Raw genomic sequence first — 19,048 nt, 5'->3', positions numbered from 1 at the left:
CCAGCCCGTCCATGCTTAACGCACGGTGTCGATCAACAGCCGACTCTTACTTGAGCTCAACAGAAGCGCCTGCTTCCTCAAGCTTCTTCTTGGCTTCTTCAGCCTCGTCCTTGCTTGCGCCTTCCTTAACAGTAGAAGGTGCGCCGTCAACCATTTCCTTGGCTTCTTTCAGACCCAGGCCAGTCAGTTCACGAACGGCCTTGATAACGTTTACTTTCTTCTCGCCAGCGCCGGTCAGAACTACGTCGAACTCGGTCTTCTCTTCGGCGGCTTCGCCAGCAGCGGCAGCAGCCGGAGCGGCAGCAACAGCGGCAGCAGCAGAAACGTTAAACTTCTCTTCCATTGCTTCTACGAGCTCAACAACTTCCATTACGCTCATTTCAGCAATTGCATTCAAAATATCGTCTTTAGACAGAGCCATGACTTTCTCCCAAAAATGTAAAAAATGGTGTTCAACAGAATCAAGCAGCGTCTTGCTTCTGATCCCGGACTGCAGCTACAACACGTGTGATCCTGCCCGGAATATCGTTCAGGGTACGTGCAAGCTTGGTAACTGGTGCCTGTGTAACAATGGCCAGCTTGGTCAACGCTTCGTGCAGCGTCGGCAGCGTAGCCAGGCGATCAATCTGTTCTGCACCCATCAGCTCACCGCCGACAGCCAGACCCTTGATTTCGAACGCCTCTTTCTCTTTGGCAAAATCCTTCAGCAGGCGCGCAGCGGCACCCGGATCTTCCATTGAGAAAGCCAGAATGGTCGGACCAACCAGCGCCGGATCAATGCACTCGAACTCGGTACCACGAATCGCGATCTTTGCCAGGTTGTTACGAACAACCTTCAGACGCACGTTTTCGGCACGAGCCTTGGCACGCAGCGCCGTCATGTCACCAGAGGTGACACCACGGTAGTCAGCCAAAACCACAGACAGAGCAGTACCAGCAGTCTCGTTGACTTCAGCGACGATCGCTTTCTTGTCTTCGAGTCTAATTGCCACTGGTTTTCTCCTCGATTTCGCCGGCTTATGCCAGCAAACCCATCTATGTCCCTCGCGGGACGCCTAACGGTGTTTGGGTTCAGAGAGAACGTCGTCACACCGTCTGCGCAGGCGTTGCTTTAACCCTTGAGGCGCCCTTCAAGAGGGCGCTGCGGGGGCCTGCGGTCTTTGACAGCCTTGGCTTCCGCCCAGACTACAAAGTAACTACCGTTCAGAGCCTCAGATGCTCAGAGTGCCCTGATCGATAGTCAGGCCAGGACCCATCGTGGAAGAGATGGTGATCTTCTTCAGATACACACCCTTCGACGATGCAGGCTTGGCCTTTTTCAGATCTGCCACCAGAGCTTCAAGGTTTTCCTTGATGTTCTGGGCAGAGAATTCAACGTTACCCAGCGGAGCGTGGATAATGCCGTTTTTATCAGTACGGTAGCGAACCTGACCGGCTTTGGCGTTCTTGACCGCAGTCTCAACGTCTGCAGTTACAGTGCCCACCTTCGGGTTCGGCATCAGGCCGCGGGGACCAAGGATCTGGCCCAGCTGACCAACAACACGCATGGCATCCGGAGTGGCAATAACCACGTCGAAATCCATGTTGCCTTTTTTGACTTCGTCAGCCAGATCGTCCATACCGACCACGTCTGCACCGGCAGCAGTGGCTTTCTCGGCATTGGCACCCTGAGTGAACACAGCTACACGTACAGTCTTGCCAGTACCGTGCGGCAGAACAGTGCTGCTACGTACGACCTGGTCAGATTTACGCGCATCAACACCAAGGTTAACGGCCACGTCTACAGACTCTTTGAACTTGACGTTCTGGCCCAGCTCGGCCAACAGTGCTACCGCCTCATCAACGGTGTAGGCACGGGTAGAGTCTACTTTTTCACGAATCAGCTTCTGACGCTTGCTCAGCTTTGCCATCTTACAGACCCTCCACGTTCAGGCCCATGCTGCGGGCAGTTCCGGCAATGGTACGAACCGCTGCTTCCATGTCGGCAGCAGTCAGATCCGGCTCTTTGGTCTTGGCAATTTCTTCCAGCTGAGCACGGGTTACCGTACCCACTTTGTCCGTGTTCGGACGACCGGAACCGCTCTTGATGCCAGCCGCTTTTTTCAGCAGCACCGGCGCCGGCGGGGTCTTGGTAACAAAGGTAAAGCTGCGATCACTGTATACGGTGATGACAGTCGGAATCGGCAAGCCCGGCTCCATGCCTTGAGTCTTGGCATTGAAGGCCTTACAGAATTCCATGATGTTTACGCCGCGCTGACCCAGGGCCGGACCAACGGGGGGACTCGGGTTGGCCTGACCGGCAGCAACCTGAAGCTTGATATAGGCTTCAATTTTCTTTGCCATGATAGTTCTCCTGTGGGTTCTGACGCCTCTCGGCTCCCCGTTTATATAACTGCCTTCAGCAGACACAAAAAGCCCGCGTCGCCGTGGCGCGCGAGCTCTCAGGTTTTCAGGCTACGCTCAGTCTTTCTCGACCTGACCAAACTCCAGCTCTACCGGAGTTGAACGGCCAAAGATCAGGACCGCAACCTTAACTCGACTCTTCTCGTAGTCGACTTCCTCAACAACGCCATTGAAGTCTGCAAACGGACCTTCAACAACGCGTACAATCTCACCCGGCTCGAACAAGGTCTTTGGCTTGGGCTTGTCAGCACCGCTTTCTACACGACGCAGGATTGCCTCAGCCTCGCGTTCGGTAATGGGTGCCGGCTTGTCCTTGGTACCACCAATGAAACCGAGTACCCGAGGAGTATTCTTCACAAGATGCCATGAGGCATCATCCATTTCCATCTGGACCAATACGTACCCGGGATAGAACTTGCGCTCGCTCTTGCGCTTCTTGCCATCGCGCATTTCGACGACTTCCTCGGTCGGAACCAGGATCTCGCCAAACTTGTCTTCCATGCCTTCGAGCGCCACACGCTCCTTCAGAGTGCGCATTACGTGCTTTTCAAAGCCAGAATACGCATGAACGACGTACCAGCGTTTAGCCATTGCCCACTCCCGTTAGCCGATGAAGCCGGCGACCAGCCAGCTGATCAGCGAATCCATACCCCACAAGATCAGAGCCACAACCAGAACAAACACCACAACAATAATCGTGGTCTGAACCAGCTCAGGCCTGGTGGGCCAGACGACTTTCCGGATCTCTACGCGTGCTTCCTTCAACAGGGTGGCAAAACGACGGCCACGCTCGGTCTGCAGCGCAACAAATGCAGCAACAAGACCCAGCCCAACAAGAGCCAGAACCCGATACAGCACAGACTCGGCACTGAAATACTGATTACCAACCACACCAACGGCAATCAGAACAAAAACAACCAGCCATTTCAGAGCATCGAAACGGCTGGTCGACTGAACGGCTTTTGACTCCATAGGAATCAGCTTATGTATCCGGATGTTGAAAAATGGCAGGCCAGGAGGGAATCGAACCCCCAACCTGCGGTTTTGGAGACCGCTGCTCTGCCAATTGAGCTACTGGCCTGCACCGAAACAACTCAGCGCAACAACAAACGAGTAACCCGAAGGTTACTCGATGATCTTGGCGACCACGCCGGCACCAACGGTACGACCACCTTCGCGAATCGCGAAGCGCAGGCCATCTTCCATGGCGATCGGAGCGATCAGGGTGACGGTCATTTTCACGTTGTCACCCGGCATTACCATTTCTACGCCTTCCGGCAGTTCGCAAGAACCGGTCACGTCAGTGGTCCGGAAGTAGAACTGCGGACGGTAGCCCTTGAAGAACGGAGTATGACGACCACCTTCTTCTTTGGACAGTACGTACACTTCACACTCGAACTTGGTGTGCGGCTTGATGGAGCCCGGTACACACAGAACCTGACCACGCTCAACGTCGTCACGCTTGGTACCACGCAGCAGAACACCTACGTTCTCACCGGCACGACCTTCGTCCAGCAGCTTGCGGAACATCTCAACACCAGTACAGGTGGTCTTGGTGGTGTCGCGGATACCCACGATTTCCACTTCGTCACCTACCTTGATGATGCCACGCTCTACACGGCCGGTTACTACGGTACCACGACCGGAGATGGAGAATACGTCCTCGATCGGCATCAGGAACGGCTGATCGATCGCACGCTCCGGCTCAGGGATGTAGGCGTCCAGGGCTTCTACCAGCTTCTTGACAGCGGTAGTACCCATCTCGTTGTCGTCTTTGCCTTCCAGCGCCATCAGGGCAGAACCGGTGATGATCGGAGTGTCGTCACCCGGGAAGTCGTACTGGCTCAGCAGGTCACGAACTTCCATCTCAACCAGCTCCAGCAGCTCCTCGTCGTCTACCATGTCGGCCTTGTTCAGGAACACGACAATGAAAGGAACGCCAACCTGACGGGACAGCAGGATGTGCTCACGAGTCTGCGGCATGGGGCCGTCAGCTGCGGAGCAAACCAGGATCGCGCCGTCCATCTGTGCCGCACCAGTGATCATGTTCTTCACATAGTCAGCGTGGCCCGGGCAATCTACGTGGGCGTAGTGACGGGTCGGAGAATCGTACTCTACGTGAGAGGTCGCGATGGTAATACCACGCGCACGCTCTTCCGGTGCGTTATCGATCTGATCGAAAGCACGGCTCTCGCCAGTACCCCAAACTTCGTGACACACACGAGTCAGGGCGGCTGTCAGAGTGGTCTTACCATGGTCAACGTGACCGATGGTGCCCACGTTTACGTGCGGCTTGTTACGCTCAAACTTTGCTTTAGACATTTCGACCAATCTCCCTAATCAACCAGGATCGCAACGTTGACCGGATAAAAAATGGAGCTCATGACCGGAATTGAACCGGTGACCTCATCCTTACCAAGGATGTGCTCTACCGACTGAGCTACATGAGCATTGAAACCAAATTGGAGCGGGCAGCGGGAATCGAACCCGCGTCATCAGCTTGGAAGGCTGAGGTAATAGCCACTATACGATGCCCGCGAGCAATTAGTGGTGGAGGGGGCAGGATTCGAACCTGCGAAGCTTTCGCGTCAGATTTACAGTCTGATCCCTTTGGCCACTCGGGAACCCCTCCCGAACAAATCCGCAAAAGCGAACCTGCTTAAAACTTAAAGTGGAGCTGGCGGACGGAATCGAACCCCCGACCTGCTGATTACAAGTCAGCTGCTCTACCAACTGAGCTACGCCAGCTCACATTCGCCTGTTCAGCGAGGGCGGTATACTACGGATTTTTTTCCGGCCTTGCAACACCTTCACAAGCATTGCTTTCAACGAAATCGAACTCGTAACCGGTTTCCGCTTCAACCGCTTGAACCCATTCACTTTCTGCCATGGATTCAACCTCAAAAACGAGCGCGTATCCTAAACGATTTCGAGGGAACTTGGCCAGCACTACATTCAGATTTGCCTGTTTTTTTTCTGCCAGTACCGCTTGCGCGGCCTCGAGCGACTCAAACAGCCCCAGGGATATGGCGTTACGGTATTCTCCCCGGGAAACAATGTAGGATTCCACACCCTGAAGATAGAGCTCACGGAACTGGGCTCGCGCGGCTTCCGGCGGCTGCGGCGGGATCAATACCCAATGCAATGGCGGCAACTCCTGCTCAACCTCAACAATGCCGGCTTTATGTTTGAGACCGGCCGCCACATTCTCGGCGTCATCCCTCGCATCAAACATTCCGAGCGTTATCCGTAGACAACTCTCTTCCCGGGAGAGGCTCTCCATGGTCTCGGAAGCCACTTTCAGACTGGAGACACGTGGCAGGGTTCCAGATGAAACGCCGACATAACGGGATGGCTCGATCCAGGCCGGCACAAACCAAACGGCCAGATTGAGAGCTGCCAACAGAAACGCCAGCCACTTCATCACAGAACGCCCGCGCTGGCGATTCGCTCAAGACCGTCAAGCACCATACCCTCAACTACGTTTGCCTCAAGACCAAGGGCCTGCAAACGCCGGGCATCGCCACCGGTCAGATAGATCGCAGAGAGTCCAAAGGCTTTTGCATCGCGATGAATCCCCTGGACAAGGGCCTCGGTGAGCCAGGCCAGACCGTGGTTGACGCATTCGCCGGTCGATTGTCCCGGGCGGGTGTCGAGTTGCTCACTCTGCTCAAATCCAATTCGTGCCGCATCCACTTTCAGACTACGGCGCATCATCTGGAGCCCAGGAAGAATGTAGCCACCGAGGTGTCGCCCGCCGGCATTCACATAGTCCACGGTGACGGCGCTACCAGCATCGACAACGGCGAAAGAAGCCTTACACCTGACCCAGCCTGCCAGCATGGCATGCCATCGATCAGCCCCCATGCGCGACACATCCCCATAGGAATTGGACAGGCCATCGCGCGTCGACTCAGCCCAGCAATATTCAACAGGCACCTTGGACCGGGCAAGCAACAGTTCATGAAGTTGCGCGCGGGCGCTTTCCGAGGCCACCGTCGACACCAGAATTCTTTCGATGTCAGACCAGTAGCCTGAAAGTCCTGTCAGGGGCTCAGCATCTGCCATGACCGCTGCCCCTTCAAGAGGGCCGCCTGTTCCAGTCAGTCGCCATTTCAGGCGGGTATTACCAGCGTCAATCAACAGAATCATTCAGACACCCGCAAACTGATATCGCCCGCCCGCACCGGTATTTCGCCCTCTGCTGTTTTCAGGAGGTAGTTTCCGGTTTCGTCGATACCGCCTCCCAGGCCCTTTAATTCACCGTCACGGGTGACGAGGGGCAGGCCGCTAAAGATGTCACGGCGCTGCCAGCGCTCCCGGAATTGCCGGAAGCCACCAGCCTCAAATTCCGTCACTGCTGCCAGAATGTGAGTAATCATCCCGGCAGCGAGTTGGTTGCGGACCCAGGCCTGGTCTGGCCAACGCTTGTCCAGGCTCGTCCAGGGCTGATCAACGTCTTCAGCTTGAGTCATATGCACGTTGATACCGATTCCTGCGATCACCTGAACACAACCTTCCTGGAGTTCGCCCTGGATTTCTACCAGGATCCCACCAAATTTCTGGCCCTGGGCAAACAGGTCATTGGGCCACTTGAGCCCTACCTCACCGCCCCCTACCTGCTCAATGGCATTGGCGACGGCAACGCCCAGGGCCAGACTGAGGCCATCCAGGGCCGAGAACCCACCTTTTATCGACAACCCAAGGCTCAGGTAGAGGTTCTGGCCCTTGGGGCTGGCCCAGTTCCGACCTCTTCGACCACGGCCGGACGTCTGACAGTCAGATAACACCACCGGGAGTGGCGCCGACGTCAGTAGGCGCGCAACCTCGGCGTTTGTGGAATCCACTTCATCCAGAACAGTGAGCTGTATCCGCTCTCGAACCGAAGCATTGAGTTGACCAAGAATGATGTCACGGTCAAGCAGGTCCAGTGCGGACACCAGCTGGTAACCCTGCCCGCGAATGGTCCGTATGTCAGTTCCGTCGGCGATAGCCTTGCGGATATGCTTCCACACCGCCGTCCGGGAAACGCCCAGCTTCTGGGCCAGCGATTCACCGGAATGGATTTCACGATCACTGAGCAGGGACAGCAATGCATTGGATTTCATCAATGAGCTTCCAGACGGGGAATAAACAAGCCCGGATTAAACAACAGGAGGGGATTGAAAAGCAAAGGGGCAGCACTGGCCTTACCCCTTTACCGGTCGCGACGTTAGGGGATAGGTGTCGCGGTCAGGTTTGCGCGAATATTCACGTTCTGCAGCACGGCGCCGAACACGGCGGTCTGGGCGCCACCCACAGGATGAACCAGATCGATATTATTTATGGTCAGTTCCTTGAAACGGGTTTCCGCCTTGACCGCGAATCCCAGTGGACGGTTCAGGCGATCAGCCTCCGAAGGAGAGGACACATACCGATAACCCTGGGGGGCCGAGGCATCCATAATCTTTTCATCTCCACGGGCGCCATTCACCCCCAGCGAGTCCGCTCCATTTTCTTTCTTCACGACTCGGGTCTGGTAAACGTCAACGGATAGATCGGTTTGAATACCGTAGGTATTGTCGTCGACGCCATCACCATCGAAATCACCACCGTCACTCGTGTAAATATTGTCCAGAACCAGGCGAGTTCCGGAACCATTCACGGCCCGCCCCTGGCCATCGACGGTCCGATTGGTTTCCCACAACAGCGAATTCCGCTTCTCGCTGCTCTGAGCACGGGCGAGGATGTTCTTCATCTCGATCGTGACACCTTCCTCTCCCCGCATTTCCCACTCACCGCCCGATGCCGAACAGGCCGAGGCCGAAGCACCAGCGCCACCCACACAGACGTTGCCGGCACCACCAGGCTTGATCAACGTCGTGCTCCCCTGTTCAAAACGCTGGATCTTCAAACGCCCAAGGCTCTCTCCATCGACACCATTACCGATCCGGACATTGCCGATATCCATGGTGCTCCAGGACTCTTCCGTTGCCAGCGCCAATCCTTCATCGGTAACATCCAGAGTCATGTTACGAACATGACCATCATAGGTCATATCGGTCAGCCAGAGACCTTTCTGGGGCTGCTCACCGTTACCTTCGTCATAAGGAGCGGCAATCACTGCAGCACGACCGTCACGAATGTGAATATCCGAATTAATTGTCAGGCCCTCACCGGACGCGCCACCGGCTCCGAGCGTCATGTGACCGTCCAGCGTAAAATCGTAGGCGGGATAGATGCCGAGCGCCAACAACAATTCTGTGCCACCCTGCAATGGCGCATCATCACTGCCAACGCGCATCCCATTAATACGGTAACCGGCCTCAAGCCCCTCAAAGCCAATTCTCAAACCGTCATAGAATCGGGTTCCACCCTGAACACCGTCACGGGTAACGTTCACGGTGATATCGCCCTGCCCCCAGGACTGAAGGCCGCTGATAATCACCCTGTTGCCGTCCTCGGTATAGCTCAGATCAGAAAGCCTTAGGCTCCACTGGGCAGCCAGCCTCAGGCCCTGGGCACCGGCATCGACATGGCCTCCGCCCTGCAGGTAGAGCGCATTGGTGTAGTTGCGACCACCAAATACCTGGTCTTCCAACAGAAAGCTCAGGTTGAAGGCCCCAAAGCTCTTACCAGCACCGCCAATCTCAATGGCTCCGACCTCAAACTCGCCTTCCATTCGCCCAAGCGTTAAACCCACTGCCGGTCGGCCGCGCCAATCCTCACCCACATCCAGACGAAGGTCCTGAATTCGGTAGGAACCAGTGATGTCTCTCAGGGCGAGTGCATGGCCATCATCGTGATAGAGGAAAGACGCGCTATGTATGGTTGTCTCGTTATCAAACCGCAATCCCTCCCCTGCGCGGCCTCCTGCGGATATACCGGTCGTTGAGGACAGTTCGTACTGGCCAGAGAGACCGCCATAGCTGGGCAGCAGGTCACCGTTACCATTGGTGCTACGGCCATAAATCGCAGGATCGCTGGAATATCGAATAGCACCGACCTGCCAACTACCATTTACTCTTGGAGCCGTCAGTTCCAGGGTCTGGCCCACCCGCTCCAGAGTTACTCCCAAGGCCTCAACGGACATCGTAATATCGTCCAGAAACACCGAATTACCGTTGGTTCTATAGCCCAGACGGCCTCCCGTCATGGTGTACGCGGAATCAAATTCATAGCCGGTTCCACCTGCGGTCTGCTGGCGCAGGCTCAAGGTGCCTTGAAGGCTATGATCAAAGAAAATCCCGCCCATACTGACACCGGGCGCGCCGGCCAGCCGGATGTCCGAGAATTCGACCCGCCGGTCTTCTACCAGGTATTCGAGATTCAGCGCAGAATCACTGCCGATATCGATCCTGGTCCGATGAAATGCGCCCTGGCCCGGCACTTCCGAGGAACCCACCCGCATGCCTTCCAGATGGACGCCTTTGTTATCGTCGTAATAGGAAAGCTTGTCTGCGGTCATGGTCAGGTCAGTTTCGATGGTAATCCCGCTCTGGCCTCGTATCTCAGACAGCGCCCGGTCATCAAGGCTCTGGAGATCTGCAGCGGTTATCATCGAATAGCTGCCCAGGCCCAGGACGACCGTACTCAGGGGCAGGATTCCGGAAAGCTTACGAGTCATGATGCCTCCTGGCTAAGGGGTTCCATCCGGAAAAACCAGAAGGTTACCCTGCATGATCACGTCCCCCTGCATTTCCACCGCAAAGATGTCGGTTTGCTGAAAGCCGGGGTCAGTTGGTCGTGGCGTGCTACTGGAAGCGATTCTGAACTGTACGTCAGAAAACCGGACAACATTTGGCAAGCCCAGCTCAATCACATCACGGTCAAAGAGTGCACCATCCCCCCCAAAGCCGGAATCGATCGAACGCACCCTCAGGGTCAGACCCTCAAAGGCGAACATCCCTCGAATTTCATCCAGTACCATCCATCCGCCATCCTGCTTCAGCCGATAGGCAAAGCGAGCACCGCATTTCTTATCTGCCTCATCACACCGGCCAAAGTAATTGTTCTGAACCGGACCTCCCATTTCGTTGATGCTGATGTCGCCAGACAGATAGATCCCCCCCTGGCCGGAGACATCAGCCAGGGCGTCGTCCCCGAGCGGCGACATCTCGGAATACGCCAAGGCGGGAAGCAGGGCCGCAAAGAGCAGGCAAAACCGGGTAGCTGAACAACAAGTCAGACGGATCATGGCGCCAAGTCCTTGGTTCTGATTTCCAGGTGCTGAATGAGCATTCCTTCGATGCGGGCGGAGCCAAAATCCCGGTCACCAACACCAAAGTTGCCAATCCGGAGATTGCTCCGGTATTCCGGATTGGTGTAATAGGCTTCATAGAAGTCCCAGGTTGCGGTATCGCTGCCATCCCGAAGCCCGTTTGCGGCAATCTGCCCGGGTGCCGGCGCAGCGATAGCATCTACCTCCAGCACGAAATTGCCCGTACCGTCGACATCAAAAAACACTGGCTGGAGCTCGTTACCGATCGCCAGTTGAAGGACAAAATCGGACATGGTGATGCGGGAGCCACACTCGCTGCCATCCTGAGTACAGGCGTTGATGGTTAGCTCCGGAGAGTAGAAGTTCAGCTTGAACTGGCCGGCCATTTGCTGGCGCGCGTCATCACCCCAGAGACGCAGGTAGCTGCCGTCAATCACGGCACTTTTCGCATGTATATTCAGGTTGGCAGAGCGGTCGTTGCCCACCGCGACATTCATCTGCATTCCCATATCGGCTCGCTCGCCGATCCAGGATTCAGTTGCGGGGCGGCTTGAACAGGTACCGCTTCCGGCAGCCGCTGAGCCACCCAGGCAATCGTAACCCTCGGCCGCACTGAGCATCGCGGGCGCGGCGATTTCCAACACCGATTTATCTCTGACCCCGATCGTGTTGCCGTCCACCACGTCAATTCGCCAGGGATGCAGCAAACGCCCCAGGTTGACCGGGGTCAGATTCTGACCATAGGCGGAATCAGCGCCCGCGATGTACAAGTGATTCACGGTGATATCCACGTCCTGCCCGTCCGTGCTTTTGATGCCCGTGATTCGGAATATACGGGCCTGGTTGCCATTGGCATCCGGCGCGTCGGTTCCATGGGAGAAGGTAAAGTTATCGAGAACCAGGCCTATGCCGGCGCCATCGATCTCGGACATCTCGGACTCATTAAGAGTCACCATCTCAGCCTGGAGGGGCAAAGACCACAAGAGCGCTAACGACAACATTGAAGTGCAGGGGAAGTTGCAGAACCCGAATCCTCTCATCAGAACAGCCCCCGACCACGGTCTATGTACTCAGTCCGATAACGGTCCGTGCCGTACAACGCCTCATTCAGGTTTACCTCGGTGGCGCCATTGGGGATATTGAAGAATGCGCCGGACGTCGCCCGAATAAAGTCCTCTACCGTGATGTCGGTTTTCTTGACGTCCTTCAGCCAATCCAGATCTTTGGTCTGAAACGAAATAAACGCACCATCGGCGGGACCGGTAATTCGCCGCTCACCATTGACCTCCTCAACCTGGCCAATCGGGAAACTGTTGTAAATATCCAGATCAAAGCAGGAGTCTATGCCCAGCACCATGCAATCCTGGGCATAGACATAGATGTCACCAGCACCACAGCTGAAGAAGGAACAATCCGGCACCTCAATCTCCGAACTGGATCCCCAGCCAATCAGGTTCTTCAGCGACCAGCGGGTGAATCCGGCGGCACCTTCAAGAACGAACTTTTCCCCGTTCGGAATACCGATATACTCCGCACGAATGGGATCAAGCTCGCCAATGCGCGGATCACCTTCCTCGCCATAGACCAGCTGCGCCTTGGTGGCGAGTGGACTGCCGGATTCGAGCAAAGGGGTGAGCAGAACAATCAACTGATCGAAGAAATTGCCGGTGGAGTTAGCCTCCCGCAATCCTTCACCCCGATCGATGATGTCGACATTGACGTTACCCGTCAGCGTTTCGATCTTGCCGGAGAGAATGCCCATGGACTCGCCAAAGCCAAGGCGAACACCTACCACCTCATTGGTGGTTTCATCAAAGGCAAACTCGAAGAACGGGCTATCGATCATGAACGGAACAATCTCATTCTCGCCATAGGCTGAGCCATCGGGGCGATATTGTCGCGGAGAATCAGGGTTCTTGCTGTAGTAGGCCTGGTTATTGATGTACCCGAGCGCAAAATCGCGGATCAGTACATCGGAAGAACCCTGCTTCTCACCCGCTCGCTCATATCGCCCCATCTCGAGAACATCAACATTGGTCTGAATTTCGATATCCATACCGAGATTGACACGGGTATAGGAGGTATTTTCGTTGGGATCGGGATGGTACTGGCGGTCTATGGAGACAAAGGCCTGACCTGTCACCTCGGACAGCTCGGTATCAGAAATGGGCTGCAAATCTGCATGGGCAGCCGAAGACAGCACCATGGACAGCGCGAGGAATAGTCTTTTACGTGTACTCATAGCCATACCTGCCCGCCGTTTTTTGTTATTGACGGCAATGATCGAATGACTGATGAGTGTCTCTGAAGCTGGCTTTTTAGTCTTTTTTTCTGCCAGTCTTGAGGGAATGCTAACGCTATTTACCGAGCGTAACTGTGCGCCTGATCACAGGGTCATATCTGCTCGCTTTCCTGCAGGCAATAAAAAACCCCCGGCAGCGAAGCTGTCGGGGGTTTTAGGTATTAGGCGCCTGACGATGACCTACATTGCTCAGGCCTGTCGGCCTTCGGCCCTTTGGGCCCGCCGTCGCTGCGCTCCCGCGTCCTGCGCTTGCCGTTGGCAAGCTTGTCACATGGGGGCCTTTGTAGTGCAGAGGAGAGCCTCGATCCAAAATAAAAAAGCCCCGGCAGCAATTGCTGTCGGGGCTGTTTTATTTAGGAGCCTGACGATGACCTACTCTCACATGGGCAACGCCACACTACCATCGGCGCAGGTCTGTTTCACTTCTGAGTTCGGGATGGGATCAGGTGGTTCCAGACCGCTATGGTCGTCAGGCAAAACGGTTGATCACTGGGGGACGAGAAGGAACTGAGTGATGTTGATTTCGTTGCGTCATCCGCAATTGTCTTGGGTGTTATATAGTCAAGCCGCACGAGCAATTAGTATCGGTTAGCTCAACGCCTCGCAGCGCTTACACACCCGACCTATCAACGTCCTGGTCTTGAACGGCTCTTCAGGAGGCTCGAGGCCTCGGGGAGATCTCATCTTGGAAGGGGCTTCCCGCTTAGATGCTTTCAGCGGTTATCCTGTCCGAACATAGCTACCGGGCAATGCCACTGGCGTGACAACCCGAACACCAGAGGTTCGTCCACTCCGGTCCTCTCGTACTAGGAGCAGCTTTCCTCAAATCTCCAACGTCCACGGCAGATAGGGACCGAACTGTCTCACGACGTTCTAAACCCAGCTCGCGTACCACTTTAAATGGCGAACAGCCATACCCTTGGGACCGGCTTCAGCCCCAGGATGTGATGAGCCGACATCGAGGTGCCAAACACCGCCGTCGATGTGAACTCTTGGGCGGTATCAGCCTGTTATCCCCGGAGTACCTTTTATCCGTTGAGCGATGGCCCTTCCATACAGAACCACCGGATCACTATGACCTACTTTCGTACCTGCTCGACGTGTCTGTCTCGCAGTCAAGCGGGCTTGTGCCATTACACTAACCGCACGATGTCCGACCGTGCTTAGCCCACCTTTGTGCTCCTCCGTTACGCTTTGGGAGGAGACCGCCCCAGTCAAACTACCCACCACACAGTGTCCTCAACCCCGATAAGGGGCCAGAGTTAGAACCTCAAACATGCCAGGCTGGTATTTCAAGGTTGGCTCCACCGGAACTGGCGTCCCGGTTTCAAAGCCTCCCAGCTATCCTACACAAGCATGCTCAAAGTTCACTGTGAAGCTATAGTAAAGGTTCACGGGGTCTTTCCGTCTAGCCGCGGATACACCGCATCTTCACGGCGATTTCAATTTCACTGAGTCTCGGGTAGAGACAGCGCCCCCATCGTTACGCCATTCGTGCAGGTCGGAACTTACCCGACAAGGAATTTCGCTACCTTAGGACCGTTATAGTTACGGCCGCCGTTTACCGGGGCTTCGATCAAGAGCTTCGCACGAATGCTAACCCCATCAATTAACCTTCCGGCACCGGGCAGGCGTCACACCCTATACGTCCACTTTCGTGTTTGCAGAGTGCTGTGTTTTTAATAAACAGTCGCAGGGGCCTGGTATCTTCGACCGGCTTCCGCTCCACCCGCAGGGGCTTCACGTACACACCGGCGTGCCTTCTCCCGAAGTTACGGCACCATTTTGCCTAGTTCCTTTACCCGAGTTCTCTCAAGCGCCTTGGTATTCTCTACCTGACCACCTGTGTCGGTTTGGGGTACGGTCTCGAATAGCCTGAAGCTTAGAAGATTTTCCTGGAAGCAGGGCATCAATGACTTCGCGCCCTTGGGCACTCGTCGTCGCGTCTCGGGATTGTGGACCCGGATTTGCCTAAGTCCACTCCCTACATGCTTAAACCGGGGCAACCGTCGCCCGGCTCACCTAGCCTTCTCCGTCTCTCCATCGCAGCTATCCAAGGTACGGGAATATTAACCCGTTTCCCATCGACTACACCTTTCGGTCTCGCCTTAGGGGCCGACTCACCCTGCGCCGATTAGCGTTGCGCAGGAACCCTTGGTCTTCCGGCGTGCGGGTTTTTCACCCGCATTGTCGTTACTCATGTCAGCATTCGCACTTCTGATACCTCCAGCATGCTTCTCAACACACCTTCGCAGGCTTACAGAACGCTCCCCTACCCCGCATACAATGTATGCAGCCGCAGCTTCGGTGACCAGTTTGAGCCCCGTTACATCTTCCGCGCAGGCCGACTCGACTAGTGAGCTATTACGCTTTCTTTAAAGGGTGGCTGCTTCTAAGCCAACCTCCTAGCTGTCTGAGCCTTCCCACATCGTTTCCCACTTAACTGGTACTTGGGGACCTTAGCTGGCGGTCTGGGTTGTTTCCCTCTTCACGACGGACGTTAGCACCCGCCGTGTGTCTCCCGGATAGTACTCACAGGTATTCGGAGTTTGCATGGGGTTGGTAAGTCGAGATGACCCCCTAGCCCAAACAGTGCTCTACCCCCTGTGGTATTCGTCCGAGGCGCTACCTAAATAGCTTTCGGGGAGAACCAGCTATCTCCGGGCTTGATTAGCCTTTCACTCCGATCCACAAGTCATCCCCTGGCTTTTCAACGACAGTGGGTTCGGTCCTCCAGTGCCTGTTACGGCACCTTCAACCTGCTCATGGATAGATCGCCCGGTTTCGGGTCTATGCCCAGCGACTAATTCGCCCTATTCAGACTCGGTTTCCCTACGGCTCCCCTAAACGGTTAACCTCGCCACTGAACATAAGTCGCTGACCCATTATACAAAAGGTACGCCGTCACAGAACAAGTCTGCTCCGACTGCTTGTACGCATACGGTTTCAGGGTCTATTTCACTCCCCTCACAGGGGTTCTTTTCGCCTTTCCCTCACGGTACTGGTTCACTATCGGTCAGTCAGGAGTATTTAGCCTTGGAGGATGGTCCCCCCATGTTCAGTCAACGTTTCTCGTGCGCCGACCTACTCGATTTCACTGAACTCAGGTTTCGGATACGGGGCTATCACCCACTATGGCGGCACTTTCCAGAGCCTTCTCCTACCAGTTGTTCAGCTTAAGGGCTGGTCCCCGTTCGCTCGCCGCTACTTAGGGAATCTCGGTTGATTTCTTTTCCTCAGGGTACTTAGATGTTTCAGTTCCCCTGGTTCGCCTCTTACACCTATGGATTCAGTGTAAGATACCAACCCGAAGGTTGGTGGGTTTCCCCATTCAGAGATGTCCGGATCACAGCTCGTTTGCCAGCTCCCCGAACCTTATCGCAGGCTTCCACGTCTTTCATCGCCTCTGACTGCCAAGGCATCCACCGTATGCGCTTAGTTGCTTGACTATATAACCCCAAGACAACTGATCACGAATTCACACCCATCACCAGGCAAGCCTGATTCAGAGGTTTCTTCGAGACAGCCACTTGAAGCAATAGAACAACCACTTCAACGACAACACCGGATAACGCTTGAAATCGCTATCACTTTGAACATTTTCTCTCGGAGATAATGAGAGAAAAATATTCGTGTTCTATCTCGTCCAATTTGTTAAAGAGCAAATCTGACCCAGTGATCAGAAAAAAGGGCTTCGAACTTTCATCAAGTTGAAACACTTGTTTCTGCACACTGCTAACCGAAGTTAGTCAGTAAAGTTTGGTGGAGCCGAGGAGGATCGAACTCCTGACCTCCTGCGTGCAAGGCAGGCGCTCTCCCAGCTGAGCTACGGCCCCTTTTCGAAACCACTCACCGAGTTGACTCTCGCCTTACTCGGAAAATCGTTCAGATCTAGGCGCGTCAAGGCGAAGCATACAATCAGTATGTGAGCCTTGGCGCAACGACGAGCTGAGCGATTTTGGTGGGTCTGGGTGGACTTGAACCACCGACCTCACCCTTATCAGGGGTGCGCTCTAACCACCTGAGCTACAGACCCAAAACACGGGCCTGCAACGACCCATCTGCTCTCTTTATTAGCCAACCAAGTAATTCGTGTGGACTCTGACCGAAGCATTCGGCTTCGTTTAAGGAGGTGATCCAGCCGCAGGTTCCCCTACGGCTACCTTGTTACGACTTCACCCCAGTCATGAACCACACCGTGGTAATCGTCCTCCCGAAGGTTAGACTAACTACTTCTGGTGCAATCCACTCCCATGGTGTGACGGGCGGTGTGTACAAGGCCCGGGAACGTATTCACCGCGACATTCTGATTCGCGATTACTAGCGATTCCGACTTCACGGAGTCGAGTTGCAGACTCCGATCCGGACTACGACGCGTTTTAAGGGATTGGCTCACTCTCGCGAGTTGGCAGCCCTCTGTACGCGCCATTGTAGCACGTGTGTAGCCCTGGCCGTAAGGGCCATGATGACCTGACGTCATCCCCACCTTCCTCCGGTTTGTCACCGGCAGTCTCCCTGGAGTTCTCAGCATTACCTGCTAGCAACCAGGGATAGGGGTTGCGCTCGTTACGGGACTTAACCCAACATCTCACGACACGAGCTGACGACGGCCATGCAGCACCTGTCTCAGAGTTCCCGAAGGCACCAATCCATCTCTGGAAAGCTCTCTGGATGTCAAGGCCAGGTAAGGTTCTTCGCGTTGCGTCGAATTAAACCACATGCTCCACCGCTTGTGCGGGCCCCCGTCAATTCATTTGAGTTTTAACCTTGCGGCCGTACTCCCCAGGCGGTCAACTTAGTGCGTTAGCTGCGCCACTAAGACTTCAAGAGTCCCAACGGCTAGTTGACATCGTTTACGGCGTGGACTACCAGGGTATCTAATCCTGTTTGCTCCCCACGCTTTCGCACCTCAGTGTCAGTGTTGGTCCAGGTAGCCGCCTTCGCCACTGGTGTTCCTTCCTATATCTACGCATTTCACCGCTACACAGGAAATTCCACTACCCTCTACCACACTCTAGTCTGACAGTTCGAAATGCCGTTCCCAGGTTAAGCCCGGGGCTTTCACATCTCGCTTACCAAACCACCTACGCGCGCTTTACGCCCAGTAATTCCGATTAACGCTTGCACCCTCCGTATTACCGCGGCTGCTGGCACGGAGTTAGCCGGTGCTTCTTCTGTAGGTAACGTCAAGCCTCATGGGTATTAACCATAAGGTTTTCCTCCCTACTGAAAGTGCTTTACAACCCGAAAGCCTTCTTCACACACGCGGCATGGCTGGATCAGGGTTGCCCCCATTGTCCAATATTCCCCACTGCTGCCTCCCGTAGGAGTTCGGGCCGTGTCTCAGTCCCGATGTGGCTGATCATCCTCTCAGACCAGCTACGGATCGTCGCCTTGGTAGGCCTTTACCCCACCAACTAGCTAATCCGACTTAGGCTCATCCAATAGCGCAAGGTCCGAAGATCCCCTGCTTTCTCCCGTAGGACGTATGCGGTATTAATCCGGGTTTCCCCGGGCTATCCCCCACTACTGGGCAGATTCCTAAGCATTACTCACCCGTCCGCCGCTCGTCAGCGGGAAGCAAGCTTCCCCTGTTACCGCTCGACTTGCATGTGTTAAGCCTGCCGCCAGCGTTCAATCTGAGCCATGATCAAACTCTTCAGTTTAAATCATACAAGAACCCGAAAGTTCTTAATTCTTGCTCAAGACAAAACTCAATTTCGACGAGTCACTGTCCTGATATTTCGTGTCCGAAATACCTCGGCCAGCGCCCACACGAATTACTTGGTTAACTTTTTAAAGAGCGTTTGAGCTGTTGCTCAATCAAGGCCGCGCATTCTACATCGTTCCGCCGCCTTGTCAACCGTTTATTTTTCGCCGTTTTCGCTACCGAAAACCGCCGAAAAACTCTCCGGCTTACTGCCTGTTTCGAGGTGCGCATTCTACACTGAACCGCCTTCCTGTCAACCGCTTTCTGAAGTTTTTCTGAAACATTTTCTTCAGCGCTTTCAAGCAGTTATCGCTCGGGTTTCGGCTCTTTTCAGTGGCCTGCCCCTCAAGCGAGATGCGCATTCTACAGACCTCAGCCGAGGAGTCAACGGCCAATCTGAAAAAATTTCAGATTGGCCAAAACGCCACGATAA

The 19,048-nt window shown here is 55.0% G+C and carries 14 protein-coding genes, 7 tRNA genes and 3 rRNA genes; all 24 read right to left on the bottom strand.

Translation table 11 applies throughout. The features are described 5' to 3' along the window. Positions 1-46 precede the first annotated feature (46 nt). Positions 47-421: a 50S ribosomal protein L7/L12 gene (gene rplL / locus OZ656_RS03410; protein WP_011784240.1), complete on the bottom strand. Its 375-nt coding sequence runs from the start codon at positions 419-421 to the stop codon at positions 47-49. A gap of 40 nt (positions 422-461) precedes the next feature. Next, on the bottom strand, positions 462-992 hold the full coding sequence (gene rplJ / locus OZ656_RS03405) for a 50S ribosomal protein L10 (RefSeq protein WP_014420483.1): 531 nt from the start codon (positions 990-992) through the stop codon (positions 462-464). Positions 993-1,211: 219 nt separating this feature from the next. Continuing rightward, positions 1,212-1,910, bottom strand: a complete 699-nt coding sequence (rplA, locus tag OZ656_RS03400; RefSeq protein WP_014420482.1) for a 50S ribosomal protein L1 — start codon at positions 1,908-1,910, stop codon at positions 1,212-1,214. 1 nt (position 1,911) lies between these two features. Then, positions 1,912-2,343, bottom strand: a complete 432-nt coding sequence (gene rplK, locus OZ656_RS03395; RefSeq protein WP_014420481.1) for a 50S ribosomal protein L11 — start codon at positions 2,341-2,343, stop codon at positions 1,912-1,914. 117 nt (positions 2,344-2,460) lie between these two features. Then, complete coding sequence (gene nusG / locus OZ656_RS03390; RefSeq protein WP_011784236.1) at positions 2,461-2,994, bottom strand: transcription termination/antitermination protein NusG; 534 nt, start codon at positions 2,992-2,994, stop codon at positions 2,461-2,463. A 12-nt stretch (positions 2,995-3,006) separates the two neighbouring features. Continuing rightward, positions 3,007-3,375 carry a preprotein translocase subunit SecE gene (secE, locus tag OZ656_RS03385; protein ID WP_011784235.1) on the bottom strand — a complete coding sequence of 123 codons (369 nt, stop codon included), beginning with the start codon at positions 3,373-3,375 and terminating at the stop codon, positions 3,007-3,009. Positions 3,376-3,408: 33 nt separating this feature from the next. Beyond that, positions 3,409-3,484, bottom strand: a tRNA-Trp gene (locus tag OZ656_RS03380). Positions 3,485-3,528: 44 nt separating this feature from the next. Then, the gene (gene tuf / locus OZ656_RS03375; RefSeq protein ID WP_379944955.1) at positions 3,529-4,725 is read right to left on the bottom strand and encodes an elongation factor Tu; all 1,197 of its coding nucleotides are present in this window, start codon (positions 4,723-4,725) and stop codon (positions 3,529-3,531) included. A gap of 52 nt (positions 4,726-4,777) precedes the next feature. Then, a tRNA-Thr gene (locus OZ656_RS03370) sits at positions 4,778-4,853 on the bottom strand. Between the two features lie 13 nt (positions 4,854-4,866). Next, a tRNA-Gly gene (locus OZ656_RS03365) sits at positions 4,867-4,941 on the bottom strand. Between the two features lie 10 nt (positions 4,942-4,951). Next, a tRNA-Tyr gene (locus tag OZ656_RS03360) sits at positions 4,952-5,035 on the bottom strand. 40 nt (positions 5,036-5,075) lie between these two features. Further along, positions 5,076-5,151 (bottom strand) — tRNA-Thr (locus OZ656_RS03355). Positions 5,152-5,182: 31 nt separating this feature from the next. Then, positions 5,183-5,827, bottom strand: coding sequence for a hypothetical protein (locus OZ656_RS03350; protein WP_379944954.1), 645 nt, complete (start codon positions 5,825-5,827; stop codon positions 5,183-5,185). Beyond that, entirely contained in the window at positions 5,827-6,555 is a 729-nt protein-coding gene (locus OZ656_RS03345; protein WP_379944953.1) for a type III pantothenate kinase, read from the bottom strand. Before OZ656_RS03345 ends, OZ656_RS03350 begins: the two co-directional genes overlap by 1 nt. After that, entirely contained in the window at positions 6,552-7,511 is a 960-nt protein-coding gene (locus OZ656_RS03340) for a biotin--[acetyl-CoA-carboxylase] ligase (protein WP_183580380.1), read from the bottom strand. The genes OZ656_RS03345 and OZ656_RS03340 overlap by 4 nt, the downstream gene beginning before the upstream one ends. 104 nt (positions 7,512-7,615) lie before the next feature. Next, entirely contained in the window at positions 7,616-10,009 is a 2,394-nt protein-coding gene (locus OZ656_RS03335) for a DUF6160 family protein (RefSeq protein WP_278350391.1), read from the bottom strand. Between the two features lie 12 nt (positions 10,010-10,021). Next, on the bottom strand, positions 10,022-10,579 hold the full coding sequence (locus OZ656_RS03330; protein WP_286715935.1) for a hypothetical protein: 558 nt from the start codon (positions 10,577-10,579) through the stop codon (positions 10,022-10,024). After that, a complete protein-coding gene (locus OZ656_RS03325; protein WP_014420475.1) occupies positions 10,576-11,535 on the bottom strand; it encodes a hypothetical protein in 960 nt (319 codons plus the stop codon). Before OZ656_RS03325 ends, OZ656_RS03330 begins: the two co-directional genes overlap by 4 nt. A gap of 107 nt (positions 11,536-11,642) precedes the next feature. Continuing rightward, positions 11,643-12,845: a DUF6160 family protein gene (locus tag OZ656_RS03320; protein WP_226538183.1), complete on the bottom strand. Its 1,203-nt coding sequence runs from the start codon at positions 12,843-12,845 to the stop codon at positions 11,643-11,645. A gap of 419 nt (positions 12,846-13,264) precedes the next feature. Next, positions 13,265-13,379 (bottom strand): 5S ribosomal RNA (gene rrf, locus OZ656_RS03315). Between the two features lie 83 nt (positions 13,380-13,462). Then, positions 13,463-16,354 (bottom strand): 23S ribosomal RNA (locus OZ656_RS03310). A 311-nt stretch (positions 16,355-16,665) separates the two neighbouring features. Next, positions 16,666-16,741 (bottom strand) — tRNA-Ala (locus tag OZ656_RS03305). A gap of 123 nt (positions 16,742-16,864) precedes the next feature. Then, positions 16,865-16,941, bottom strand: a tRNA-Ile gene (locus OZ656_RS03300). An 89-nt stretch (positions 16,942-17,030) separates the two neighbouring features. Next, positions 17,031-18,571, bottom strand: a 16S ribosomal RNA gene (locus OZ656_RS03295). Together the 16S, 23S and 5S rRNA genes with 2 tRNA genes alongside form the textbook arrangement of a ribosomal RNA operon. Between the last annotated feature and the right edge of the window lie 477 nt (positions 18,572-19,048).

This window comes from Marinobacter sp. LM1, from assembly GCF_042763285.1.
Classification (GTDB): Bacteria; Pseudomonadota; Gammaproteobacteria; order Pseudomonadales; family Oleiphilaceae; genus Marinobacter; species Marinobacter nauticus.
The sequence above is the reverse complement of the archived record's forward strand: the minus strand, read 5'-3'. Positions and strand labels throughout refer to the sequence as shown.

Coding starts and splice junctions, on each gene's coding strand:
- rplL (WP_011784240.1), bottom strand. CDS start 421: ATGGCTCTGTCTAAAGACGATATTTTGAATGCAATTGCTGAAATGAGC.
- rplA (WP_014420482.1), bottom strand. CDS start 1,910: ATGGCAAAGCTGAGCAAGCGTCAGAAGCTGATTCGTGAAAAAGTAGAC.
- rplK (WP_014420481.1), bottom strand. CDS start 2,343: ATGGCAAAGAAAATTGAAGCCTATATCAAGCTTCAGGTTGCTGCCGGT.
- nusG (WP_011784236.1), bottom strand. CDS start 2,994: ATGGCTAAACGCTGGTACGTCGTTCATGCGTATTCTGGCTTTGAAAAG.
- secE (WP_011784235.1), bottom strand. CDS start 3,375: ATGGAGTCAAAAGCCGTTCAGTCGACCAGCCGTTTCGATGCTCTGAAA.
- tuf (WP_379944955.1), bottom strand. CDS start 4,725: ATGTCTAAAGCAAAGTTTGAGCGTAACAAGCCGCACGTAAACGTGGGC.
- OZ656_RS03350 (WP_379944954.1), bottom strand. CDS start 5,827: ATGAAGTGGCTGGCGTTTCTGTTGGCAGCTCTCAATCTGGCCGTTTGG.
- OZ656_RS03345 (WP_379944953.1), bottom strand. CDS start 6,555: ATGATTCTGTTGATTGACGCTGGTAATACCCGCCTGAAATGGCGACTG.
- OZ656_RS03340 (WP_183580380.1), bottom strand. CDS start 7,511: ATGAAATCCAATGCATTGCTGTCCCTGCTCAGTGATCGTGAAATCCAT.
- OZ656_RS03335 (WP_278350391.1), bottom strand. CDS start 10,009: ATGACTCGTAAGCTTTCCGGAATCCTGCCCCTGAGTACGGTCGTCCTG.
- OZ656_RS03330 (WP_286715935.1), bottom strand. CDS start 10,579: ATGATCCGTCTGACTTGTTGTTCAGCTACCCGGTTTTGCCTGCTCTTT.
- OZ656_RS03325 (WP_014420475.1), bottom strand. CDS start 11,535: ATGTCCGAGATCGATGGCGCCGGCATAGGCCTGGTTCTCGATAACTTT.
- OZ656_RS03320 (WP_226538183.1), bottom strand. CDS start 12,845: ATGAGTACACGTAAAAGACTATTCCTCGCGCTGTCCATGGTGCTGTCT.